Below are 23125 nucleotides of genomic sequence, written 5' to 3'. Positions count from 1 at the left end.
TACGCGGGATCTAAGCTGTTCGGCGTGAACGAGACCTTCGAGCTGGACACCGAGTACATCCCGCTGTGCGACCTGCTCAAATACTGCGGCGTCACCGAGACGGGCGGCCAGGCCAAGCACTTCATCGCCGACGGCAACGTGCTGGTGGACGGCGAGGTCGAGCTCCGCAAGACCTGCAAGATCCGTGACGGCCAGGTGGTGGCCGGGGACGGCTTCGAGATCCACGTGGTCGCGAAGTAGCGCGCCGTACGGGCCCCCTGCCGGGCCGCGGGTACGCCACGCGCGACCCTCACCGGACCGATGGGCGCGCCGTCCGCGATCCTCACCGGGCCCGCGGGTGCGCCGTGCGCGAGGTCTCCACTGGTCGGCCGCTCAGATTTGGCAGATCATGACGGTGTAAGGGCATGGTTTCGGTCCTAACGTGCCCGCAACAGCTGAAGGGGATTCGCCGGAGGGAAGCCCGCGGGGTGGTTCACCGACCGACGGCCCGGTGAAAGGTGGGGCTCGATGGTTGCAGGTTGGACGAAACACGGCGACGGCAGGACGCTCGCCCCTGGAGAGGTGGTCAGACCCGACGAACGGCTGACCTGGCCGCGCATGGTCGGGTTCGGGGCGCAGCACGTCGTCGCGATGTTCGGCGCGACCTTCGTCTTCCCCCTGGTGATGGGACTCGACCCCAACGTCGCCATCATGTTCTCGGGCGTCGGAACGATCATGTTCCTGCTCATCGTGAAGGGGAAGGTCCCCAGCTACCTCGGGACCAGCGCGTCGTTCGTGGGCGGCGTGCTCGCGATCCGGGCGCTCATGGGCGGCGACACGCCCGCCACCGACGCGATCGTCACCGGCGCCATCCTCGTCGCCGGACTCGTCCTCGCGCTCGTGGGCGTGGCCATCCACTTCCTCGGCGTACAGATCATCAACCGCGTCTTCCCGCCGGTCGTCACCGGCGCCGTCGTCATGCTGATCGGCTTCGGCCTGGCGTACGTCGTCGCCGACATCTACTGGCCGCAGGACCAGTGGATCGCCCTGATCACGATGATCGTCACCTTCGTCATCATCGTGCTCTTCAAGGGCTTCATCGGCAGGATCGCCATCCTGCTCGGCCTGATCATCGGCTTCGCGCTCTCCTGGGGGGCCGACAGGATCTTCGGGAACATCACCGCCTTCAACGCGGGCACCGGCGCGATCGACACGCACCCCAGGGTGAACTTCGACGCGGTGGCGTCGGCCGACTGGATCGGCCTGCCGAGCATGCACCTCCCCGACTTCAGGTTCTCCGCCGTGCTGCTGGTCCTGCCCGCGGTGATCGCGCTGGTCGCCGAGAACGTCGGTCACGTCAAGGCCGTCGGCGAGATGACCAGGACCGACGTCGACCCGTACATGGGCCGGGCGGTCGCCGCCGACGGCGCCGCCACCGTCGTCGCCAGCACCTTCGGCGGCTCCCCGACCACCACCTACGCCGAGAACATCGGCGTGATGGCCGCCACCCGCGTCTACTCGACGGCCGCGTACTACATCGCCGCCGTCATCGCGATCCTGTTCGGCCTCTGCCCCAAGTTCGGCGCGCTGGTCGCGGCCACACCGGGCGGCGTGCTCGGCGGCATCACCGTCATCCTGTACGGCATGATCGGCCTGCTCGGCGCGAAGATCTGGATCGAGAACCGGGTCGACTTCGCCGACCCCGTCAACCTCGTCCCGGTCGGGGCCGGGATCATCCTCGCCATCGGCCCGGTCAAGCATATGATCAGTTCGGACTTCACGCTGGAGGGCATCGCCCTCGGCACCATCGTGGTGGTGGCCGGCTACCACCTGCTCCGGGTCATCGCGGGCCGGGGCGGCGGTGACGGCGTCGGTCCAGAGGTGTCCCAGCCGCGACGAGAGGCCACCGGGTGAAGCCACCCCCGTTCGAATACCACGCTCCCCGCTCCCTCGGCGAGGCGCTCGACGCCCTCGCCGGGACCGGGGAGCACGGCAAGGTGCTCGCCGGGGGGCAGAGCCTGATCCCGATGCTGAACATGCGGCTGGCCGCCCCCGCCCACCTGGTCGACATCAACCGGCTGTCCGAGCTGGCGTTCGTCGACGTCGCCCCCGAGGGGGTCCGGGTCGGCGCCCTGGCCAGGCACGCCCAGGTGGAACGGCACGAACCGGCCGCCGCGGCCCAGCCGCTGCTGGGCAGGGCGCTCCGGCTGGTGGCCCACCCGGTGATCCGCAACCGGGGAACCGTCGTCGGCAGCCTGGCCCACGCCGACCCCGCCGCCGAACTGCCCGCCGTCCTCACCCTGCTGCGGGGCTCGGTACGGCTGGCACGGTCCGGCGCCGTCAGGGACGTCCCCGCCGGAGACTTCTTCACCGGCCCGCTGGAGTCGGCGATCGACCCGGGAGAGCTGGCCGTCTCCGCGTTCTTCCCCGCGTCGCCGCCGCGCTCGGGCACCGCGTTCCGCGAGGTCGCCCGGCGGCACGGCGACTACGCCCTGGCCGGGATCGCGGCGCGGGTCGTCCTGGACGACGACCTGCGGATCATCTCGGCCACGGTGGCGTGCGTGAGCCTCGGCCCCGTACCGCTGCTCGTCGACGTCTCCGAGGCCGTCGGCCACCGCCCGTCCGCCTCGGCCGACTGGGACTCGGCCGCCCAGGTCGTACGGGAACGGATCGACCCCGAGGCCGACATCCACGCGACCGCCGCCTACCGGCGGCACCTCGCCGGAGTCCTCACCGAGCAGGCACTCCGTGACGCCGCCAGGGAGGCCGCGGATGCATGAGATCACGCTCACCGTCAACGGGGTGCTCCGGCAGGCCGAGGTCCCGGCGCGGCGGCTGCTGTCCGACTGCCTGCGGCACGACCTCGGGCTGACCGGCACGCACGTCGGGTGCGAGCACGGGGTCTGCGGGTGCTGCACGGTGCTGCTGGACGGCGAGCCCGTCCGCTCCTGCCTCACGTTCGCGGTCACCGTGGACGGGCGCGACATCACCACCGTCGAGGGACTCGCCGACGGGGACGGCACGCTCTCGCCGGTGCAGCGGGCCTTCGCCGAGTGCCACGGCCTGCAGTGCGGCTTCTGCACCCCCGGTTTCCTGTGCACGGTGACCGCGCTGCTGCGCGACAACCCGGCGCCGACCGAGGAGGAGGTGCTGGAGGGCATCTCCGGCAACCTGTGCCGCTGCACGGGCTACCAGAACATCGTCAAGTCCGTCCACCGCGCGGCCGAGATCATGGCGGAGGAGTCGTGAGCGGGGCCTTCATGAGCGGGTCCTTCGTGAGCGGGTACGGAGTATCCGTAGGCGCGTACGGCGAATCCCCCGGCGGAATCAGCGGAGCCGGGGGACGCCCGGGTGGGCTCAGGAGGCTCCCGGGCGGTCGAGGCAGGCGGCACGGCTCGGCGGGCCGTCAGATGAGGCGATCATGACCACGAAACTGTTCGGCGAACCGATCACCCGGCGCGAGGACCCCCGGCTGCTGACCGGGAAGGGCCTCTACCTGGACGACCTGGGAGCCGGGGCGCTGGAGGCGGCGTTCGTCCGCTCCCCGCACGCCCACGCCAGGATCCGCGACATCGACGTCTCGGCCGCCATCGAGGTCGAGGGGCTGGTGGCGATCTACACCTGGGAGGACCTGCCCGGCGCGCTCGCCCAGCCGCTGCCGCTGCTCATCCCGCACCCGGCGCTCACCCACGGCCGCACCGCGTACCCGCTGGCCCGCGAGATCGTCAGGCACGTCGGCGAGCCCGTCGTGATGGTCGTGGCCCGCGACCGCTACCTCGCCGAGGACGCCTGCGCGCTCATCCAGGTCGACTACGAGATCCTCAAGCCGGTGGTCGGCGTGGAGGAGGCCGCGCAGTCGGCCCAGCTCGTCCACGAGGGCGTGCCGGGCAACGTCGGCGCGCACCTGGTCCAGGAGGTGCCCTCGGACGCCGGGCTCGGCGCGCGCGAGGCCATCGACGCCGCGCCGCACACGCTGTCCTTCCGGCTCGACATCGAGCGCAGCGCGTCCATGCCGCTGGAGGGACGCGGCGTGCACGCCCGCTGGGACGCCGACGACCACTCCCTGCGCGTCCACTCCAGCACCCAGACCTCCACCAGCGTCCGCATGGCGATCGCGGCCAAGCTCGGCCTGCCGCTGCCGAAGGTCGAGGTGATCGCCCCCGACGTGGGCGGCGGGTTCGGCGTGAAGATCGTGCACCCGTGGCCGGAGGAGATCCTGGTCCCGTGGGCGGCGATCACGCTCGGCCGGGAGGTCAAGTGGACCGAGGACCGGCGCGAGCACTTCATCTCCTCCGCGCACGAGCGGGCCCAGGTGCAGTCGGTCCGGGTCGGCTTCGACGACGAGGGCCGGGTGCTCGGCCTGGACGTCGAGATCCTGCACGACCACGGCGCCTACACGCCGTACGGGATCATCGTGCCGATCATCACCTCCACCCAGCTGCTCGGCCCCTACCGGATCGGCGCCTACCGGGTCGAGTTCTCCTCGATCTACACCAACACCGTGCAGGTCACCCCGTACCGGGGCGCGGGCCGCCCCCAGGGGGTCTTCTGCATGGAACGGACCATGGACCACATCGCCGAATATCTCGGGGCCGACCGTACGAAGGTGCGCGCGGTCAACTTCATCCAGCCCGACGAGTTCCCCTACGACCAGGGCCTGATCTTCCAGGACGGCCGCCCGCTGATCTACGACAGCGGCGACTACCCCGAGTCGCTGCGGATGCTCAAGGAGCTGATCGGCTGGGACGACTTCCCCGCGCTGAAGGCCCGCGCCGCCGAGGAGGGCCGCGCGATCGGGATCGGCGTCGGCTGCTACGTCGAGGGCACCGGCGTCGGCCCGTACGAGGGCGGGCACGTCCAGATCACCTCCGACGGCCGGGTGCACGTCTCCACCGGCCTCACCTCGCAGGGGCAGGGCCACGAGACGGTGTTCGCGCAGATCGCGGCGTCCGAGCTGGGCGTGCCGATGGAGCGGGTCTCGGTCGTCACCGGAGACACCCGCAGGTTCGGCTACGCGGTCGGCACGTTCGCCTCGCGCGCCGCGGTGATGAGCGGCAACGCGATCGCGCTGGCCTGCAGGAAGGTCAGGGAGAAGGCCCTGCGGATCGCCGCCGACGCGCTGGAGGCCGACCCCCGCGACCTGGAGATCGTCGACGGGGAGGTGCGGGTGGCGGGCATTCCCGGCGCCTCGATCCCGCTGGCGACCGTGGCGGTGCTGTCCAACCCGCTGCGCTACGCCTTCGACGAGGAGGCGGCCAGGGCCACCCAGTTCGCGGGCGCCGCCGCCTACGACCGGCCGCCGGTGGCCGAGGGGGAGGAGCCGGGGCTGGAGGGCCGCGACTACTACTCGCCGATCCGCTCGACCTTCGCCTCCGGCATGCACGCGGCCGTCGTCGAGACCGACCCGCTCACCGCCGAGATCCGCATCCTGCGCTACGCCGTCGTCCACGACTGCGGCAAGCTGATCAACCCGATGATCGTCGAGGGCCAGATCCACGGCGGGGTAGCCCAGGGCGTCGGCGGGGCCCTGTACGAGAAAATGGTCTACGACGGCCACGGCCAGCTGCTGAACGCCTCCTTCATGGACTTCCTGATGCCGTACGCCACCGAGGTGCCCTTCATCGAGACCGCCCACCTGGAGACCCCGTCCCCGCTCAACCCGCTGGGCATCAAGGGCGCGGGCGAGGCGGGGGTCATCCCGGTCTCGGCGGTCCTCGCCTCAGCCATCGAGGACGCCGAGGGAATCCGGATCGACAAGATGCCCATCTCCCCATCAGACCTCTTCGACCTCCGCCGCGCCGCCACGAGCTGACCCCGGCGTCCTCGGCAAGGAGGGAGCGCGGTGCGGGAGAGCCGTGGCCTTCCCGCGCCGCGCTGCCGGTTACCGCGTTCGGGGTCGGGTCACGGCCCGGAGGTCAGGTTGGTGCCGGTAGCGGAGAAGTTCCGGGTACGGCCGAAGTTGTCGAAGGAGCCGAAGCCGAGCCGGCCGGAGGTGAAGGTTCTGTCGGTGGCCGTCATCAGCGGGGTCGCCGAGCCGTCCAGGTAGACCGCGATCTCGCCCGTGCCGGCGCAGTGCCGGACGCGGACCCGGTGCCAGTTGGCGTCGGTCACCGCCGGGGGAGCGCCGACCGTGCCGGTCCACTGGTCGTCGATACGGAGCCGGTCGGCGTTGTTCACCACGAAGATGCCGTTGTGCGGATAGATGGTGTTGTCCTGTGACAGGTGGACGTAGTAGTACTGCGTGTCGGAGCGGTGGCCGAAGACGACGATCACGTCCCGGTTGCTGACGCTCACGCTCTCGTCCAGCCTGACCTCGGCGTCGAGCTGCACCGACCCGAAGGCCGGGCCCTTGGTGAGCACGGCGTACTCGAACGGGCGGCGCGGACCGGCGGGAGCCGTCCCGGCCTCGGCGAGGATCACCTCGGTGCCGGGGAAGCGCCACTTGGCGGGGGTACGCGGGGCCCAGCTCGCCTGGGCCGCGGTGCCGGTGACCCTCGCGGTGCCCACGGCGCAGTCGGCGTGCTGCGGGGGCCGCGTGACCCGCCAGATCTTGCCGTTGGCCTTGGACAGGACGAGCAGCTCGCCGTCGCCGTCGACGCCCAGGCGGAAGTCGACCCGGTCGTTCCCGGCCAGCTGCCGCATCGTCACCTGCCGCTCGGCCGCGTCGAACAGCGTCAGCTCCTTGACCGTGGCGAGCTTCGCGCCGCGGACCATCTCCCCGACCTCGGAGTAGAAGATCCGGCCGCTGACGATGTCGCCGTAGACGTACTTGCCGGTGAGCTCCGGCACCGCGACGCCCCGGTAGACGAAGCCGCCGACCAGCGCGTTGCCGGTGTCGTGGTCGTAGCTGATCACCGGGTAGGTGTAGCCGTACCTCGCGTCGTCGGCCGGGAGCGGGTAGACGTTGGTCGGGTCGGACTTCTTGAACAGGAAGCCGCCCTCGCGCTCGTTCCAGCCGAAGTTGTCGCCCGGCCTCACCTCGTAGACCGAGTCGATGTTGACCTCGCCGATCATGCCGACGTACATCTTCCCGGTGGCCGGGTCCCAGCTGAACCGGTGCGGGTTGCGCAGGCCGTAGGCGTAGATCTCGCCGAGCGCGCCCGCCCGGCCGACGAAGGGGTTGCCGGGCGGCACGCCGTACCCGCCGCCGGGCCCGCCGGTGCCCGCCGGGTCGATACGCAGGATCTTGCCCTGCGGCACGCCCAGGTTCTGCGGCCCGGTGGTGAAGTTCGGCGTCTCCTCTCCGTCGCCCAGGGCGAGGTAGAGGAGGGTGCGGTCGGCGGCCCCGGCCCCGGCGGTCGGGTTGAAGCCGATCTCCTGGACGCCGTGCAGGAAGGTGTCGAAGCCGAGCCTGAGGACCTCGCGCCTGGTACCGGAGAAGGTGTTCGCGGCCGGGTTCGCCGCGGTCCACTCGGTGATCACGTTGTGCACGGAGGTGCCTGCCGGGTACGGCAGGTCGGGCGTCTTCGTGGTCAGCGCCGGGCCCGCCTCGGAGTGCGCGGTGTAGAACCTGCCGTTGGTCCGGTAGTCGGGATGGAAGGTGACGAAGCCGAAGCCGGTCCCGAGGTTGGGGTTGAGCCGGAAGTCCGGGAAGGCGGCGGCGACGTCGAGGAACCGCACCGGGGCGCCGTTCACGACGAGGTACATCTTGCCGTTCAGGTCGGGTACGTAGAGCCGCCCGGAGCCGTCGGGGATCTCACCGGCGTAGTTGATCCTGGCCCGGGGCACGGTGGCGTTGCTGGCGGGGATGGTGACGAACTCCCGCAGGGTGACGCCGAGACCGGTGACGACGGGGTCGCCGGGCAGCGGGTCGGGCAGCGGCAGGTCGCTCGCGCCCGTCACGCCGCAGGCGTCGGCGGCGCCACCCGGCACCCGCAGGTTCACCCCGCCGGTGTCGACCGCGATGTCGTCGAAGTAGAGGGCGGAGGTGCTGTTCGCGCCGTTGATCGCGGCGAACCGGTCCAGCGCCTCGGCGGTGCCGTTGCGGAAGCCGAACCGCCTCTCGGTACCCGCCGGCAGCCGGGTGGTCACCGCGTACGGGCCGCCCCTGCTGTACATCGCGAAGGTGTCGGTCGTGTTGTCGGCGACCAGCCACACGCACTGCCAGGTGTTGGGAGCCCAGGTGCCCGCGGCGGCGAAGGCGCCCCGGTCGCGGGCGTTCAGCGTGGCGGAGTTCTGGCTGTTGGCCTGGACCTCGAAGTCACCGAACGCGGCGGGCGCGTCCACGTCGGTGAGCCCGGCGCTGGTGTCGACGTTGCCGGTCCGCAGGAAGCGGAAGAAGAGGGTGCCGCTCGCGCCCGGCGCGATGGCGGGGACCGCCCGGTGCGCCCGCAGGTTCGGGCCGGTCATCCGGATCGCCTGGTTCCCGGCCTGCCTCGGGTCGGCGGCGACGGCGACGGCCGTGCCCGAGGTGGTCCAGCCGTCCTGGCCGTTCAGCGCGCCCGCGGTGTAGCCCTCCAGGTCGAGGACCTGGTCGAACGCGGGGGTCGGGTCGATCAGCGTGGTGCCGTCGGGGTCGAGGTGGATGTTGTCGACGTACGACACCCCGCTCGGCGGGTCCTCCGGGTCGTTCAGGTGCAGGAAGGTGACCAGCGGGGCCGAGCCGCCGGTCCGGAAGGCGAAGGTGTCGTCGCCGCCCGAGGCGGCCCGTATCGGCTGCCCGCCCGGCGCGGCGACGTGTACGCGGTAGCTGTCGGTCGCGGTGTCGACCACGGCCCAGATCCGGTGGACCGCGCCGGGGGTGAGGGTGACGTTGTCGGCGACGCGGTCCTGGCCTCCGTCCCTGATGACGAGGCCGCGCTCGTTGACGCGTACCTGGACGGCGTAGTCGTTCAGGTCGAGCTCGTCACCGGTGGTGTCGAAGCCCAGGCCGGGGGACTCGTCGGCGCTCAGGCCCAGGCTGACGTCGGTCCTGGTCAGGTTGTCGGCGGCGAACTCCCAGAAGAGGGTGCCGGTGGCGCCCTCCGCGATGGCGAGGTCGCCCAGGGTGGCGTAGGCGTTGCCGCGATAGCGGACGGGCTGGGCGCTGGTGTCCAGCTTGTCGATGAGGGTCTTGCCGGAGAAACCCGCGGGCACCGCGTCGCCCGCGAGGGCTCCGTCGGCGGCGCCGGGGGTGTTGACGTGCCAGGTTCCCTGCGAGCGCAGGCTGCCGTTGTCGTAGTCGTCGAAGGTGGCCAGGGCACAGAGGGCGGGACAGGGGGGTGCCGCCGCGGCGGCCGGAGCCGTGGCGACCAGCGCGAACCCCAGGCCGGTGACCAGGGCGAGCGCCGGTGACAGCAACCGGCGGAGGGGGGTGGGCAGGGCGAGCATCCGGATCCTCTCGGGGGGTGAGCGATCCGTAAGCGCTTGCGAAAGCGCTTACGTGCGGGCCTGGGCCAGATGTTAACCCCGAAGATCGGAATGTCAACAGCCGCGATCGCCGTACTGTGCGGGACGGGCTTCCCCGGGGGGCGGGGGGGCCTCCTCGCGGTAGGGACCTCCCCGCGCCGGGGGACACGGGCTTTTCATGCCGCGCGGTCCCCTCTCAGAGCGGGCTTCACGCGCCGCGATACGGGCCTTCGCGCCGGAGTAGGGTCGCGCCGTACTGTGCGGAACGGGCTCCCCGGGGCGGGGGTGGGCCTCCTCGTGGCAGGGACTTCTCCGCGCCGGGGGACACGGGCTTTCCACGTCGCGCGGTCCCCTCTCAGAGCGGGCTTCCCGCGCCGCGATACGGGTCTTCGTGCCGGAGTACGGTCGCGCCGTCCGGGGGTGTTCCGTGGGTTTTCGCCACGGGGTCGAAGGGCTCGAAGAGTTCAACGGGTTCGACAGGTTCAACGAGCTCGAAGGGCTCAACAGGCTCGAAGGGCTCAACGGGTTCGAAGAGCCTGAAGGGCTCAACAGGCTCGAAGGGACCGGCGGCCTCGAAGGGCTCAGTGGGTGAGGCGGGCCGTCTCCGACCTGGCGGGGACCGGGCCGGTGGAGGCGCGTACGACCAGCTCGTGGCCGGTGCGCCGCCGACGCGGGCGGGCGGCGGGGGGCTTGAGGACGAGTTCGAGCGCCTGGCGGCCCATGCCGATCATCGGCAGGCGGATCGTGGTCAGGCCCGGGTAGACGTCGGCGGCCACCGGGATGTCGTCGAAGCCCGCGACCGAGACCTCGCCGGGGATCAGGCGGCCGTCGCGCAGCAGCCAGGACAGCGCGCCGACGGCCATCGGGTCGTTGAGCGCGATGACCGCGGTCAGCTCCGGGTGCCGGCGCATCAGCCGCGCGGTCGAGGACGCGCCGCCCTCGCGGGTGAAGTCACCGCGCGCCACGGGGATCGCCTCCCAGCTCAGGCCGTGTGTCTCGGCGGCGCTCCGCAGACCGGCGAGACGGTCCTCCACGGTGGTGAGGTTGGCGGGGCCGCCGATCACGCCGATGTCGCGGTGACCGAGGTCCAGCAGGTGGCGCATGACGGTCTCCGCGCCGGCGCGGTTGTCCGGCAGCACCGCGTCGACCGGCAGGTGGTGGCGGCCTATCACCGCCACGCGGCCTCCCGCCGAGCTGAAGGACGCCAGCTCGGCGGCGGTGTCGACCTCGGTGTCCGCCTCGACGTACCCCGATCCGGCCAGGACGATCGAGGTGACCCGGTGGGCCCGCAGCGTGCGGATGCGCGCCAGCTCGGCGCGCGGGTCGCGCTCGGTCTGGCTGATCATGGCCATGTAGCCTCGGCTCTCGGTCTCGCGCAGCACGCCCCGGGCGATCTCGGAGAAGTAGGGGTCGCCGACGTCGTGGACGATCAGCCCGATCATGGAGGCCTGCCCACCGGCGAGGGCGCGGGCGTGGCTGTTGGGGACGTAGCCGACCTGGGCCGCGACCGCCTGGACGTGCGCCGCGAGCGTGGAGCTGACCCCGCTGCTCCCGGTCATCGCGCGGGAGGCGGTCGCCAGCGAGACCCCCGCGGCCCGGGCGACGTCCACCAGCCGCGGGATGGCCGGACGCTTCTCCAGAGGCGAACCCAGCGGCGGATTCGTCGGCTCCATCGGCGAAGTCACCCCCTTGTCACGTCGCTGTAACGCGTGCCATGGTAACCGAAAGCGCTTACGAAAGCGCTTTCGAAGGCGGAATCGGTCCACCCACGCTCTGGAGGATTCGACATGTCAAGGGCTCCCCTCGCCCTCAGAAGCCTTGCCTTGGTAGCGATGTGCAGTCTAGGCCTTTCCGCCTGCGGTGGCATCGGCGACGAACCGGCCGCCGGGAGCGGTGGCACCGGCCCGGTCAAGGTCGGCATCTCCCTGCCGCTGACCGGTGACTTCTCCGAACCTGGCAAGGGCGTGCGGGAGGGGTACGAGGTCTGGGCCGACCAGGTCAACGCGGCCGGTGGCCTCCTCGGCCGGAAGGTCGAGCTGATCTTCCGGGACGACGCCTCCGACCCCAACCGTGTCGTCTCCGACTACGAGTCGCTCATCACCCAGGACAAGGTCAACCTGGTGTTCGGCCCCTTCTCGACCCGCCTGGTGATCCCCGCGGCCGAGGTCGCCGAGTCCTACGACATGCTGTTCGTCGAGCCCGCGGGCGCCGCGAAGGAGGTCTTCGAGCAGGGGTTCAAGAACCTGTTCTACGCCGCCCCGGCCATCGCCGGTGACCACTACAACTACCTGGCCGAGTACATCCTCGCGCTCCCGGCGGACCGGCGGCCCAAGACCGCGGCGTACGCCTCCCTGGACGACCCGTTCGCCCAGGGCACCGCGTACGGCCTGCGCGACAAGCTCACCGCGGCCGGTGTCAAGACCGTGGCCGACGAGGTCTACCCGCCGGAGACCACCGACTTCGCCCCCATCGCCGCCCGGATCGCCAGCGCCAAGCCGGACATCGTGGTCGGCGGCACCCAGTTCGAGGACTCCGTCGGCCTGGTCCGCGCCCTGCAGGAACTCGGTGCCCAGCCCAAGCTCGCCGCGTTCTCCACCGGGCCCACCCTTCAGGAGTTCCCCGAGGCGGTCGGCGGCGCGGTCGAGGGCATCCTGTCGCCCGTGGGCTGGTCGCTGCGCTCCGGCTACCCCGGCAACGACGCCTTCGTCAAGCGCTACGCGGAGATGTTCAAGGGCGAGGCCAACGAGGACGCGGCCAACGGCTACACCGTGGGCCAGATCGTGCAGGCCGCCGTCAAGGCGGTCGGCTGCGTCGACCCGGCCGAGGAGTGCCAGACGAAGCTCGCGGACCACATCCGCGCGGGCACGTTCGAGACCATCGTCGGCCCGCTCTCCTTCGACGACAAGGGCCGTCCCGAGGCCGCGCACATGATCCAGCAGTACGTGGACGGCAAGGTCCAGATCGTGCTGCCCGAGGGCTCCAAGGCGCAGACCGCCAAGCTGGTCTTCCCCAAGAAGGACTGGTGACCTGATGCCCTCGGGCTCCCTCCTGCTGCAGGGACTCGTCCTGGGCGTGCTGACCGGCGGCCTGTACGCCCTGCTCTCCTCGGGCCTGTCCCTGTACTTCGGGGTCATGCGCGTGGTGATGGTCGCCCACCCGGCGTTCCTCATCGTCGCCGCCTACCTCACCTACACGCTCAACGTCCGCCTCGGACTCGACCCGCTGCTCTCCATCCCGCTCACCGTCCCGCTGTTCTTCGCGGCGGGCGTGGCGATCCAGCGGCTGCTCATCTCCCGCCTCGCCTCCGACACGATGGCGATGATGTCGGTGCTGCTCACCTTCGGGATGGCCCTGATCATCGAGGGCGTGCTCGGCACCGTCTACACCGGCTCCTACCGGTCGGTCAGCATGGACTACGCCACCCGGTCGCTGTCGCTCGGCGAGATCCGGCTGCCGTACGACCGCGTCATCGCGTTCGGCGTCGCCGCGCTCACGCTCGGCCTGCTCTTCGTGGTGCTGCGGATGACCCGCTTCGGGCAGTCCCTGCGCGCGACCATCCAGCACCCGCAGGCCGCCCGGCTGGTGGGCATCAGGACCGACCGGGTCACCGGGTACGGCTTCGGGCTGGGCCTGGCCACCGCGGCGGTCGGCGGCGCCGTACTCGCCCTGATCACCCCGTTCTTCCCGGCCGCGCACTGGGCCTGGATCGGCAAGCTGATGGCGATCATCGTCGTCGGCGGCCTGGGCAGCGTGCAGGGGGCCGCCGCCGCCGCGCTCCTGCTCGGCGTCATCGAGAGCCTGGTGCTGGTCACCGTCGACGCCACCTGGGCCACGATGATGTTCTACGTCTTCCTCTTCCTCACCCTCGTCGTACGGCCCCAGGGATTCTTCGGAGGCCGCCTTGCGCAACGGTTCTAAGGCGGGTCCCAGGGCGAAGGCCGGGCTCCTCGCGCTCGGGGCGCTCCTCGCCCTGGCCTACCCGTGGCTGGCGCCCAACACCTACCTCCTCTACGCCGGAGTGCTCACCGTGATGTACGCGGTGACGGCCACCTCGTGGAACCTGCTCGGCGGGTTCACCGGATACGTCTCCCTCGGCCACTCGGCGTTCTTCGGGCTCGGCGCGTACGGCACCGGCCTGCTGATCACCCGGGCCGGGTGGAACTGGATCCTCGCGCTGCTCGTCTCGGCCGTCGTGGTCGCGCTCCTCTCCGTGCTGGTCGGCATCGCCGCGGTCCGGGTGCGCGGGGCCTCCTTCGTGATCGTCTCCATCGCCCTGGTCTCCATGACGAACCTGCTGGTCCAGGGCTGGCGGTCGCTGACCGGCGGCTCCACCGGCCTGCGGGTGCCCGCGCAGTTCCGCGAGCTCAACCGTGGCGAGACGCACCTGGTGTTCTTCTACCTCTTCCTGCTCCTGCTCGTCCTGGTCCTGCTGACCTGGTGGTTCGTCGGCCGTTCCCGGTTCGGCAGCGGCCTGCGGGCCATCCGCGAGGACGAGGACAAGGCCGAGTCGCTCGGTGTGCCGACGGCCGCGTTCAAGGTCGTCGCCTACGCGCTGTCGGCGCTGTTCGTGGCCCTGGCCGGTGGCCTGTACGCCGTCTGGTTCCGCAGCCTCGACCCGATCTTCGTCTTCTCGATCCTGATCGGCTCCTACATGGTGCTGATGAGCCTGCTCGGCGGGGTCCGTCACCTGTTCGGCCCGCTGCTCGGCGCGCTCATCGTGGCCCCGGCCGGGGAGTACTTCCTGGTCGTGCTCGGCGAGTCGCAGATCCACCTGACCGCGACGGGCCTGCTGCTGGTGCTCGTGGTCCTGTTCATGCCCGAGGGGATCATCCCGGCCGCCGCGAGACTGCTGCGGCTGGGACGGCCCCCCGAGGCGTCGATCCGCGAGGAGACCGCCGCGCAGCGGGCGGAGACGCAGGAGGCGGCCCGATGAGCACGTCGCTGCGCACCGAGGGCCTGACCAAGGCGTTCGGCGGCGTGACCGCGGTGAACGGCGCGACCGTCGAGCTGGTGCACGGAAAGATCAACGGACTGATCGGGCCGAACGGCTCCGGCAAGACGACCTTCTTCAACCTGGTCACCGGGATGATCCGGCCCGACTCCGGGCGGATCCTCTACGGGGACAGGGAGATCACCCGCTACTCGCCGCACCGCGTCGCGCACGCCGGGCTGGGGCGCACCTTCCAGCTCTGCCGGGTCTTCCCCCGGATGACCGTGCTGGAGAACATGCTGGTGGCGGTGCGCCGTACCCGGCTGCGCGAGCTGCTGGCCGGCAGCCACGACAGGGGAGAGGCCGAGCGGGCCCGCCACTGGCTGCGCCGGGTCGGCATCGACCACCTGGAGCACGCCGAGGCGCGCAACCTCTCGTACGGGCAGCAGAAGCTGCTGGAACTCGCGGCCGTCTTCATGGGCGACCCCGAACTGGTGCTGCTCGACGAGCCCGCCGGAGGGGTCAACCCGGCGCTGATCGAGCGGATCGTCACCCTCGTCCGCGAGCTCAACCGGGAGGGACGGACGTTCCTCGTCGTCGAGCACAACATGGACATGGTCATGGGGATGTGCGACCACGTGATCGTTTTCGACCGCGGCGCCCCCATCGCCGCGGGCCCGCCGTCGGTCGTGCGGAACGACCCCCGAGTGCTGGAGGCATACCTCGGTGTCTGACGTGCCTGAAGTGCCTGTTTCACGGGAGGTCGTTCTTGAGCTGCGCGACGTCGAGGCCGGGTACGGCAGGGCGGCGCCGGTGCTGCGCGGGCTCTCGGTCACGGTCCGCGCGGGCGAGGTGGTCTGCCTGGTCGGGCCGAACGGCGCGGGCAAGTCGACGGTGCTCAAGGTGGCCAGCGGGCTGCTCGCCCCGCGCTCGGGGTCGGTGCTGCTCGGCGGCCGGGACGTCACCGGCGCCTCGCCGCAGGACCTCCTGGACAAGGGGATGGCCCACGTGCTCCAGGGGCACAGCGTGTTCCGCGAGATGACGGTCGAGGAGAACGTACGCCTGGGCGGCTACACCGTCCGGGACAGGGCCTGGCTCAGACGGCGCGTCGAGGAGGTCAAGGAGATCTTCCCGGTGGTCGGTGAGCGCTGGACGAGCATCGCGGGCCTGCTCTCCGGCGGCCAGCAGAAGCAGGTGGAGTTCGCCCGCGCGCTCATGGTGGAGCCCAAGGTGATCCTGCTGGACGAGCCGTCGATGGGCCTGGACCCCAAGACGACCTCGACCGTCTTCGAGCGGATTGACCTGATGCGCCGGACCGGGGTCGCCGTCCTGCTGGTCGAGCAGAACGCCCGCCGCGCCCTGGAGATGGCCGACATCGGCTGCGTGCTGGACCTGGGCCGGGTGCACATCTCGGGGCCAGCGAGGGAACTGGTCGAGGACCCCCGTCTGGGAGCCCTCTACCTCGGCGGCGCCGCCGCGAGGAAACCGGCCGTAGTTCCGGACGTTCCTGACGTTCCTGATGATCAGGACGGTCCGGACGGTTCGTCCGGGGCGCCGGAGGGTGCGCCCGGAACGGCGGGGACGTCTGGGGGCGCGGCGGGGACGCCGGGGAGTGCGGCGGGGACGTCTGGGACACCGGGCAATGCGACGGTGACGCCGGAGGGGCCGCCGGGGACGCCGGGGGGTGCGGCAAGGGCCAAGCCGGTCAAGGCCGACACCACCCCGGCGTGACGTCGTCCTCCCCGCGGGGCCCGTCCTCCCCGGGCCGGGCGGGCCGCCGCTGGACCGGGGCGGCCGGGGCGTGGCTCGGGCTGGGCGCCGCCCCGGCGACACTCACCATGGGGGCGGCGATGGCCGACCGCCACGGCGGGGCGGTGCCGATCGTCGCCGTCCTGCTCGGCGCCGCGCTCATGGCCGCGCTCCTGTACGGCCAGGGCATGCTGGGCCTGAGCTCGTCCCGTACCGAGGGCGGCACGCTGACGGACGTCGCGCCCACCTACCTCTCCCCGGCCGCCCGCGCCGCGGTGGGTGTCCTGCTCACCCTGGCCATGATCGGCTGGAACGGCTTCAACGTGGGGCTGGGCGGCGCCTCGCTCGGCACCGTGACCTCCCTGCCGGGACCGGTGGGTGCTGTGCTGCTGGCCGCCGCCGTCCTGGCGGCCTCCTACGCTTCGGGCCGACTGGGCAACCGCATCGCGGTCGTCACCACGCTGGCGGCGCTCGCACTGGTCGCCGTGTGCGTGGTCAGGCTGAGCCCGCCCGTGCTGCCGGTCACCGCCGACGTCCGCGGCATCCTGCCGGACGTGGCGGTCCTGGTCGGGTACGTCGCCGTCTTCGCGCTGCGGGCACCGGACTTCAGCCACGGCCTCGCCGGGCGGCGGGACCTGCTGGTGTGCGTGGCGCTGCTGGTGGTCCCCGCGTCGCTGGCGACCCTGGCCGGTGCCGGGGTGTGGCTGCGTACCGGCTCGCCCGACGTGGTCGCGACGCTGGCGGGCACCGGTGACATCGCGGCGTTCGGCAACCTCTTCGTCACCGCGGCGGTCTTCGCCCCCAGCCTGACCACCACCTACTCCGGCGCCCTGGCGATCAGGTCGGTCGTACCCGGGCTCTCCAGGACCGCGGCCATGCTGGCCGTCGCCGTCCCGGGCACGCTGCTGGCCGTCCTCCGCTTCGACCTTCACCTCCTGCCCTGGCTCTCGGCGCTGGCCGCCGCCCTGCCCCCGCTCGTCGTCCCGATGGCCGCCGAGGCCTGGCGCCGCCGCCGGGGCGGCACGCCCCGCACGATTCCCGTCTGGACGTGGGTCCCGGCCGGTGTCGCCGCCACCGCCCTGGCCCTGCTCGGCGTCCCCGCCGCCCCCGTCGCCGGTCTCGCCCTCGCCCTCGCCGCCACCGCGCTCAACGCCTTCGGGCGCGGGCTCCGGGCGTCTCCCTGACCCGGTGCACATCGACACCGCGGGCACCGGGCCTCCCGTACGGGCCGAGCGTCGTCCCGGAGCCGAGGGAGAGAGGCCGCGCGGTCACCGGAACCGGTTCTCAGCCGCCGGATGACCACCTCTTGCTTCGTTGTGATCTCTGCTGGCAGGCCACCCCGGCGAGATCGGGCCCCTCCAGCCATGGGAAACGATCCGGTCGCGCGGCCCGCAAAGTCGGCGCCTCACGCTCTGTTGTGGTCATGCTGTACCGAGGATCGGCGCGGGACGGGTCGCGTGCGGAGGGTCGCCGACCCGTCGCTTTCCGCTATGTGACACCGTGGACGTATATCTCGTCCATCTCGTGAACCGTACGCGTCACCTCCAGGGCGGGGGCGCCGAGGCGAAGAGGAGTGATCATGTCGAAGCCACCGCTTCCCGGCGAGGCAGTCGCCATGCTGAAGAAGCCGAACCACGCCGTCATCACCACGCTCAAGTCCGACGGCCGGCCCGTGTCCACGGCCACCTGGTACCTCTGGGACGACGGCCGGATCCTGGTCAACATGGACGAGGGCCGCAAGCGGCTGGACCACCTCCGCGACGACCCCCGGGTCTCCCTCACCGTGCTCGACGAGAGCGACTGGTACACCCACATCAGCGTCATCGGGCATGTCGCCGAAATGCGTACGGACAAGGATCTGGCCGACATCGACCGGCTGGCCAGGCACTATCTCGGGAAGCCGTACCCCCGGCGGGACCGCGGCCGGGTCAGCGCCTGGATCGAGATCGACGGCTGGCACGGCTGGGGCGCGCAGAAGGACAACAGCCAGCCCGGCTGACGAACCGCCGTCCGGAACGGGCCGGGGAGGCTCGTGGCGCTTCCCCTGAAAGCGGCCTCCCGGTATCGCCCGGACCGCGTTTTCCGGGAAAAAGCGCCGGTAATATCCCGACCTCCTTTTGCCCCGGATATGAGCCGATCATTGAATGACCACTTTTTTAATGATTACTCTCGATGGTGGCCCGACATGCGTTTTTCGCGAGGGGGGAGGGCCACCTTGAGGGGCAGATGGGCGTCACTTCTTCCGGGCTCGCTCCAGGCACGCTCCACGCTGGCCATCGGCGGGCTGGTCCTGATCTTCCTCGCCGTGATCGGTACGAGCATCGACCTCCTTGTCCGCGACAGGATCCAGGCCCAGGTCTTCCGGGAGGCGCAGCGGGCCGCCACCAACCTGATCGGATCCCTCGAACCCGGGAAAACGCCGCGACTGACGCCGGAGACCCGCATCAACCTCCTCCAGCTCGTCGACTCCCACCGCCGGGTGGTGGCGGCGAGCGCCGCGGCGGCGGGCCGACCGGCCCTGAGCGCGATGAGACCCCCCACGGACGACCGGATCCGGGACAGCGCCGAGTGCTCGGCGCGGGGCGGATGCGTCATGCTGACCGCCATCAGGGTCCCTCCCCTGGAGACCCGCGTGCTCTGGGGAGGTGAGCCCCACTACGTCTACGCCGGGACGGCCCAGCCGCCCATCCTGGCCACGCACCACCTGGAGATCCTCACCGCCGCCGCGGTCGCGCTGGCCGTCACCCTCGTGGCCTGGGGGAACTGGTGGGTTTCCGGCCGTTCGCTGCGCCCCGTGGCGGCGATCCGCGCGAGAACGGCCGAGATCACCGTGAGCGACCTGAGCCTGCGCGTGCCCCAGCCGCCCGGCCGCACCGAGTACGCGCTGCTCGCCCGCACCGTCAACCAGACCCTGGCCCGGCTGGAGGAGGCGGTGAGGTTGCAGCGCCGGTTCGCCTCCACCACCTCCCACGAGCTCAGGACCCCGCTCACCGGCCTGCGTACCCGGCTGGAGGAGGCGGTGCTCTACCCCGGCGACGTCGACCCCGGCGAGACCGTCAGGGAGGCCCTGTCGGCGACCGACCGGCTGGAGGCGATCGTCGACGACCTGCTGGTGCTGTCCCGCCTGCGCGCCGACGAGCCCGTGGCGCACGAGCCGATCGACCTCGGCGTGCTGGTCGCCGGGGAGGTGAAGGCCCAGACGGACGGTGTGCCCACGTACGTCCACACCGGCCACGACGTGAAGGTCCAGGGCAGCAGGATCCAGCTGATCCGGGTCCTGAACAACCTCCTGGCCAACGCCCGGAGGCACGCCGACACCAGGATCGACGTCACCGCCGAACGCGCGGGCGGCCAGGCCGTCGTCACGGTGGCCGACGACGGGGACGGCGTCGCGCCGCAGGACCGTGAACGCGTCTTCGAGCGCTTCGTCCGCCTGGACGAGGGGCGGCGCCGCGATCCCGGGGGCAGCGGGCTGGGCCTGGCCATCTCCCGGGACATCGCCCACGCCCACAACGGAACCCTGACGATCGAGGACGCGCCGCGCGGCGCCCGGTTCGTGCTCCGGCTGCCGCTGATGGACGCCCCCTGAGGTGGCCCGGCCGGTGGTCCACCGCTCGGTTCCGGGTTGAGCGGGCTCCGGGCGAGGGCGAATTCACCCGGAGGACGTACGGGCGGGGCCGACGGTCAGGACAGGAGGGCGCGGGCCTCGGCCAGCAGGTCGCACTGCTCGCGCCAGTCGCCTCCCGCGAATCCCAGGACGACGTGACGCGCCCCGGCCTCGTGGTAGGCGGCCAGCCGCTCGGCCGCCCGTGCGGGCTCGCCGACGATGGGGAGCCGCAGCGCCTCCTCCAGCGGGATGCCGTACCCGGTGATGCCCGAGGCGATGGACTCGCGGGTGGGCAGGCCGGGCGCCGAGCCGAGGACGCCCGCGGCGCCGATGGCGACGACCGGCTCCGGGCGTCCGTGGGCGGCGGCGAGCTCGGCCAGCCTGGCCCTGCCCGAGGCCACCGCCGCCGGGGGGATCATCGAGGGGAACCAGCCGTCCCCGTGGCGTGCCGCCCGCCGTACGGCCACCGCCGACGCGTTGCCGACCCAGACCGGCGGGGGTGTCACGGCCGGTTCGAGGCGTACCTCTCCCGGCTCGTCCACCAGCGTGACGGTCTCCCCGGTCAGCAGCCGCGCCAGCAGCTCCAGCGCGGTGTCGGTGCGCCTGCCGCGCTCGCCGTACGGCACCCCGGCCGCCGCCCACTGCCCGGCCCCGCCGCCGGATCCGACGCCCAGGACCAGCCGCCCGCCGGAGACGTGCTGCAGGCTCGCGACCTGCTTGGCCGACCACGCCAGGGGACGGATCGCCGGGATGAACACACTCGTCCCGATCCGGATCCGTGTCGTCGCCCCCGCCGCGACGGCCAGTGCCACGGCGCAGTCCAGCGACGCCGCCCCGGTGGCCAGGTGGTCGCCGTGCCAGACGCCGTCCAGCCCCGCCCCCTCCGCGTGCCGGGCGGCGGTGCCCAGGTCGAGCCGCTGCTCCCGCTGCGTGGCGACGTTGGGCAGGATCACTCCGATGTCCATGAGGGGTGCCATGGAGGTCATCCTTCAACCTCAAGCGTTCTTGAGGTCAATCTCGCGTCCGCGTGACGTCCTCCGCCGGGACGGATTTCACGGGGTCGGGGAATCGATCGGGCGCCCGCGGGGTCCCGGCCTGTTCGCGTCAAGACCCGTCGTGGGACCGGGGGGCCGCCGGGCGCTCGTGACGGCCGGTGGTCAGCCTCGGGCGGAGCGCCGCGGTTTGGCGGGGGCGGCAGGGGCGTCGGGGGCGGCGGGGGCGCTGTCGGAGGCCAGCTCCTCGACGAGCTGGCAGGTGTCGTGCACCGGGTCGAGGGTGTTGGCCCGAACGGCCAGCTTGCGCAGCAGCTCCCGGAACACCGAGCGGTCGGCCGGGTCCAGCGGTGCCAGCACGTGGTCCTCGGCGTGTTCCAGCCGGGTCTGCGTGTCGGTCCAGGTCGCCCTGCCCCGCTCGGTGGCGACGACGCGCTTGTTGCGCCGGTCGGCGGGGTCGGGGTGGCGCTCGACCAGCCCGGCCTTCTCCAGGTCGTCGAGCAGGTAGGTCATGACCGTCTTGTCGACGCCGAGACGCTGCGCCAGCGCGCCCTGCCCACCGGGGAGCTCCTGGGCCGCGGCGGCGAGCACCTGATAGCCGCGCGGGCCGCCGGGAAGGTGGCTGACCAGCGCGTTCGCGGTCTTGACATAGGAGCGGAAGACCACCCCGAGGGTCCAGCCCAGGTCGCTGTCGAGGGCGTCCGGGGTCTCGGCACTGGAACGTCGGGTCGCCGGCATGCCACGAGATTACCAGGATCGACGGTCTGGGAGACCTTCTGTTTGACAATTCATCTGCTTTACATACGATCTGTCCTGCCGCACCATCGCGGTGTCGCGCATCCGAGATGACGCACCGAGGAGAGACATGGCCGACTACGGGCACGAGCTGCTGTTCGGGACCTTCCTGACCCCGGTGGCCGAGCGGGCCGAGCGGGTCGTCGCGCTCGCCAGGCTCACCGAGCAGGCCGGTCTGGACCTGGTGACCGTGCAGGACCATCCGTACCAGGCGCGGTTCCTGGACACGTGGACGCTGCTGTCGGTCATCGCGGCCGGTACCTCGACGCTGCGGGTGTCGCCGAACGTGGCGAACCTGCCCCTGCGCCCGCCCGCGGTGCTCGCCCGGAGCGTCGCGACCCTGGACATCCTCAGCGGCGGCCGCGTCGAGCTCGGGCTCGGAGCGGGCGCCTTCCGGGACGGCGTCGCCGCCCTCGGCGGCCCCCGGCTGACCGCCGCCGAGGGGGTCGACGCGCTGGAGGAGGGCATCCAGGTCATCCGGGCCGTCTGGGAGGCCGAGGGGGGAGCCGTACGGGTGGACGGCCGTCACCACCGCGTCTGGGGGGCGCACCCCGGCCCGGCGCCGGTCCACGACGTCGGCATCTGGCTGGGGGCCTACAAGAGGCGCATGCTCGACATGACCGGGAGGCTCGCGGACGGCTGGCTGCCCAGCCACGCCTACGCCGGTCTGGACACCCTCCCGGCCATGAACGCGGCCATCGACGAGGCCGCCCTCGGCGCGGGACGCTCACCCGCCGACGTACGGCGCCTGTACAACATCGCCGGAACCTTCACTGGTTCTGGCCGGGGCTTCCTCCAGGGACCGGCGGACGTCTGGGCCGAGCAGCTCGCCGAGCTCACCCTGGAGCAGGGGATGAGCGCCTACATCCTCGCGAGTGACGACCCCGACGACATCCGGCGCTTCGCCGCCGAGGTCGTTCCCGGCGTACGCGAGCTCGTGGAGGCCGGGCGTGCCGCTTCGAGCGCGCCCGCCGTCGCGGACCGGCCCCGGCCCGCGGAGGTGAGCACGCGGAGCGCGCCCCCGGCCGTCACCGAGGCCCGGCCCGCCGGGACGAGCACATCTGCCGGGACGGGCACGATGGCCGATGCGCGGAGCATGTCACCGGCCGTCACCGCGCCCGCTCGCGCCGGAGGCGGGGTCCCGCCCGCCCTGGGGGTCACGCCGACCCCGGACGACGGCACCCGGCTCGCCGACGTCCAGGTCTGGGACGAGACCACCCGGCCCACCGGCCCGGCGCCCGACCCGGCCCGTACCTACACCCCGGGGGAGCAGGCGGCCGGACGCCATCTTGTCGACGTCCACGACCACCTCCGCCAGGAGCTGGCCGAGGTACGGCGGCTCGTCGAGGAGGTCACCTCCGGGGCGATGGATCCCGGTATCGCGCGCTCGCACATCAACACCATGACGATGCGCCAGAACAACTGGACGGTCGGCGTGTACTGCGAGTCCTACTGCCGGGTCGTCACGACCCACCACACCATCGAGGACCAGGCCCTCTTCCCTCATCTGCGCCGCGCGGACCCCCGGCTGGTGCCCGTCGTCGACCGTCTGGAGCAGGAGCACCACGTCATCCACGAGGTCCTCGAAGGCGTCGACCGGGCGCTGGTCGCCTTCGTCGCCGAACCGGACGGCCACAAGGCCCTGCGGGCCGCGATGGACCTGCTGACCGACACGCTCCTGTCGCACCTGTCGTACGAGGAGAGGGAGCTCGTCGAGCCGCTCGCCAGACTCGGCATGCACTGAGG

General features: G+C 71.9%; 19 protein-coding genes. 15 read left to right on the top strand and 4 right to left on the bottom strand.

What is annotated here, in order from left to right; translation table 11 throughout:
• The first annotated feature begins 24 nt into the window (after nucleotides 1–24).
• From ACW9TB_RS15060 to cutA, 5 genes are all read left to right on the top strand, one after another.
• The gene (locus tag ACW9TB_RS15060; RefSeq protein WP_472748635.1) at nucleotides 25–240 is read left to right on the top strand and encodes an RNA-binding S4 domain-containing protein; all 216 of its coding nucleotides are present in this window, start codon (nucleotides 25–27) and stop codon (nucleotides 238–240) included.
• A 267-nt stretch (nucleotides 241–507) separates the two neighbouring features.
• Nucleotides 508–1893 (top strand): uracil-xanthine permease family protein, encoded by a 1386-nt coding sequence (locus tag ACW9TB_RS15055; protein WP_472748634.1) that lies wholly within the window; start codon nucleotides 508–510, stop codon nucleotides 1891–1893.
• A complete protein-coding gene (locus ACW9TB_RS15050; protein ID WP_472748633.1) occupies nucleotides 1890–2759 on the top strand; it encodes an FAD binding domain-containing protein in 870 nt (289 codons plus the stop codon). Before ACW9TB_RS15055 ends, ACW9TB_RS15050 begins: the two co-directional genes overlap by 4 nt.
• Nucleotides 2752–3228 carry a (2Fe-2S)-binding protein gene (locus ACW9TB_RS15045; protein WP_472748632.1) on the top strand — a complete coding sequence of 159 codons (477 nt, stop codon included), beginning with the start codon at nucleotides 2752–2754 and terminating at the stop codon, nucleotides 3226–3228. The genes ACW9TB_RS15050 and ACW9TB_RS15045 overlap by 8 nt, the downstream gene beginning before the upstream one ends.
• Before the next feature lie 172 nt (nucleotides 3229–3400).
• Entirely contained in the window at nucleotides 3401–5791 is a 2391-nt protein-coding gene (gene cutA, locus ACW9TB_RS15040; RefSeq protein ID WP_472748631.1) for an aerobic carbon-monoxide dehydrogenase large subunit, read from the top strand.
• Between the two features lie 89 nt (nucleotides 5792–5880).
• On the opposite strand, the gene ACW9TB_RS15035 is transcribed toward cutA, so the two are convergent.
• Nucleotides 5881–9288, bottom strand: a complete 3408-nt coding sequence (locus tag ACW9TB_RS15035) for a PQQ-dependent sugar dehydrogenase (protein WP_472748630.1) — start codon at nucleotides 9286–9288, stop codon at nucleotides 5881–5883.
• A 409-nt stretch (nucleotides 9289–9697) separates the two neighbouring features.
• Here ACW9TB_RS15035 and ACW9TB_RS15030 point away from each other — a divergent pair, with 409 nt between their 5' ends.
• Nucleotides 9698–9898, top strand: coding sequence for a hypothetical protein (locus tag ACW9TB_RS15030; protein WP_472748629.1), 201 nt, complete (start codon nucleotides 9698–9700; stop codon nucleotides 9896–9898).
• Here ACW9TB_RS15030 and ACW9TB_RS15025 read toward each other — a convergent pair.
• On the bottom strand, nucleotides 9888–10979 hold the full coding sequence (locus tag ACW9TB_RS15025; RefSeq protein WP_472748628.1) for a LacI family DNA-binding transcriptional regulator: 1092 nt from the start codon (nucleotides 10977–10979) through the stop codon (nucleotides 9888–9890). The two genes, ACW9TB_RS15030 and ACW9TB_RS15025, sit on opposite strands and share 11 nt — an antisense overlap.
• Before the next feature lie 159 nt (nucleotides 10980–11138).
• Here ACW9TB_RS15025 and ACW9TB_RS15020 point away from each other — a divergent pair, with 159 nt between their 5' ends.
• The 8 genes from ACW9TB_RS15020 (at nucleotide 11139) to ACW9TB_RS14985 (ending at nucleotide 19574) form a co-directional block, all read left to right on the top strand.
• Nucleotides 11139–12332, top strand: coding sequence for an amino acid ABC transporter substrate-binding protein (locus ACW9TB_RS15020; protein ID WP_472748627.1), 1194 nt, complete (start codon nucleotides 11139–11141; stop codon nucleotides 12330–12332).
• A 4-nt stretch (nucleotides 12333–12336) separates the two neighbouring features.
• Nucleotides 12337–13224, top strand: a complete 888-nt coding sequence (locus ACW9TB_RS15015) for a branched-chain amino acid ABC transporter permease (RefSeq protein ID WP_472748626.1) — start codon at nucleotides 12337–12339, stop codon at nucleotides 13222–13224.
• Nucleotides 13208–14239, top strand: a complete 1032-nt coding sequence (locus ACW9TB_RS15010; protein ID WP_472748625.1) for a branched-chain amino acid ABC transporter permease — start codon at nucleotides 13208–13210, stop codon at nucleotides 14237–14239. The genes ACW9TB_RS15015 and ACW9TB_RS15010 overlap by 17 nt, the downstream gene beginning before the upstream one ends.
• Nucleotides 14236–14970 carry an ABC transporter ATP-binding protein gene (locus ACW9TB_RS15005; RefSeq protein ID WP_472748624.1) on the top strand — a complete coding sequence of 245 codons (735 nt, stop codon included), beginning with the start codon at nucleotides 14236–14238 and terminating at the stop codon, nucleotides 14968–14970. Before ACW9TB_RS15010 ends, ACW9TB_RS15005 begins: the two co-directional genes overlap by 4 nt.
• 10 nt (nucleotides 14971–14980) lie before the next feature.
• Complete coding sequence (locus tag ACW9TB_RS15000; protein ID WP_472748623.1) at nucleotides 14981–15967, top strand: ABC transporter ATP-binding protein; 987 nt, start codon at nucleotides 14981–14983, stop codon at nucleotides 15965–15967.
• Nucleotides 15964–17169 (top strand): purine-cytosine permease family protein, encoded by a 1206-nt coding sequence (locus ACW9TB_RS14995; protein WP_472748622.1) that lies wholly within the window; start codon nucleotides 15964–15966, stop codon nucleotides 17167–17169. Before ACW9TB_RS15000 ends, ACW9TB_RS14995 begins: the two co-directional genes overlap by 4 nt.
• A 395-nt stretch (nucleotides 17170–17564) precedes the next feature.
• Nucleotides 17565–17984: a PPOX class F420-dependent oxidoreductase gene (locus tag ACW9TB_RS14990; RefSeq protein WP_472748621.1), complete on the top strand. Its 420-nt coding sequence runs from the start codon at nucleotides 17565–17567 to the stop codon at nucleotides 17982–17984.
• Nucleotides 17985–18200: 216 nt separating this feature from the next.
• Nucleotides 18201–19574, top strand: a complete 1374-nt coding sequence (locus ACW9TB_RS14985; RefSeq protein ID WP_472748620.1) for a HAMP domain-containing sensor histidine kinase — start codon at nucleotides 18201–18203, stop codon at nucleotides 19572–19574.
• 95 nt (nucleotides 19575–19669) lie between these two features.
• On the opposite strand, the gene ACW9TB_RS14980 is transcribed toward ACW9TB_RS14985, so the two are convergent.
• Together ACW9TB_RS14980 and ACW9TB_RS14975 are read right to left on the bottom strand one after the other, a co-directional pair.
• On the bottom strand, nucleotides 19670–20569 hold the full coding sequence (locus tag ACW9TB_RS14980) for an LLM class flavin-dependent oxidoreductase (RefSeq protein ID WP_472748619.1): 900 nt from the start codon (nucleotides 20567–20569) through the stop codon (nucleotides 19670–19672).
• A 180-nt stretch (nucleotides 20570–20749) separates the two neighbouring features.
• Entirely contained in the window at nucleotides 20750–21322 is a 573-nt protein-coding gene (locus tag ACW9TB_RS14975; RefSeq protein WP_472748618.1) for a MarR family winged helix-turn-helix transcriptional regulator, read from the bottom strand.
• Nucleotides 21323–21449: 127 nt separating this feature from the next.
• Between ACW9TB_RS14975 and ACW9TB_RS14970 the strand changes: the two genes are divergently transcribed.
• Nucleotides 21450–23123 (top strand): LLM class flavin-dependent oxidoreductase, encoded by a 1674-nt coding sequence (locus ACW9TB_RS14970; protein WP_472748617.1) that lies wholly within the window; start codon nucleotides 21450–21452, stop codon nucleotides 23121–23123.
• Nucleotides 23124–23125 lie beyond the last annotated feature (2 nt).

Source organism: Streptosporangium sp. H13245 (assembly GCF_055690525.1).
Note: the sequence above shows the minus strand (reverse complement) of the source record. Positions and strands in the feature narration are given on the sequence as shown.

Coding starts and splice junctions, on each gene's coding strand:
- ACW9TB_RS15055 (WP_472748634.1), top strand. CDS start 508: ATGGTTGCAGGTTGGACGAAACACGGCGACGGCAGGACGCTCGCCCCT.
- ACW9TB_RS15045 (WP_472748632.1), top strand. CDS start 2,752: ATGCATGAGATCACGCTCACCGTCAACGGGGTGCTCCGGCAGGCCGAG.
- cutA (WP_472748631.1), top strand. CDS start 3,401: ATGACCACGAAACTGTTCGGCGAACCGATCACCCGGCGCGAGGACCCC.
- ACW9TB_RS15035 (WP_472748630.1), bottom strand. CDS start 9,288: ATGCTCGCCCTGCCCACCCCCCTCCGCCGGTTGCTGTCACCGGCGCTC.
- ACW9TB_RS15025 (WP_472748628.1), bottom strand. CDS start 10,979: ATGGAGCCGACGAATCCGCCGCTGGGTTCGCCTCTGGAGAAGCGTCCG.
- ACW9TB_RS15020 (WP_472748627.1), top strand. CDS start 11,139: ATGTGCAGTCTAGGCCTTTCCGCCTGCGGTGGCATCGGCGACGAACCG.
- ACW9TB_RS15015 (WP_472748626.1), top strand. CDS start 12,337: ATGCCCTCGGGCTCCCTCCTGCTGCAGGGACTCGTCCTGGGCGTGCTG.
- ACW9TB_RS15005 (WP_472748624.1), top strand. CDS start 14,236: ATGAGCACGTCGCTGCGCACCGAGGGCCTGACCAAGGCGTTCGGCGGC.
- ACW9TB_RS14990 (WP_472748621.1), top strand. CDS start 17,565: ATGTCGAAGCCACCGCTTCCCGGCGAGGCAGTCGCCATGCTGAAGAAG.
- ACW9TB_RS14980 (WP_472748619.1), bottom strand. CDS start 20,569: ATGGCACCCCTCATGGACATCGGAGTGATCCTGCCCAACGTCGCCACG.
- ACW9TB_RS14975 (WP_472748618.1), bottom strand. CDS start 21,322: ATGCCGGCGACCCGACGTTCCAGTGCCGAGACCCCGGACGCCCTCGAC.
- ACW9TB_RS14970 (WP_472748617.1), top strand. CDS start 21,450: ATGGCCGACTACGGGCACGAGCTGCTGTTCGGGACCTTCCTGACCCCG.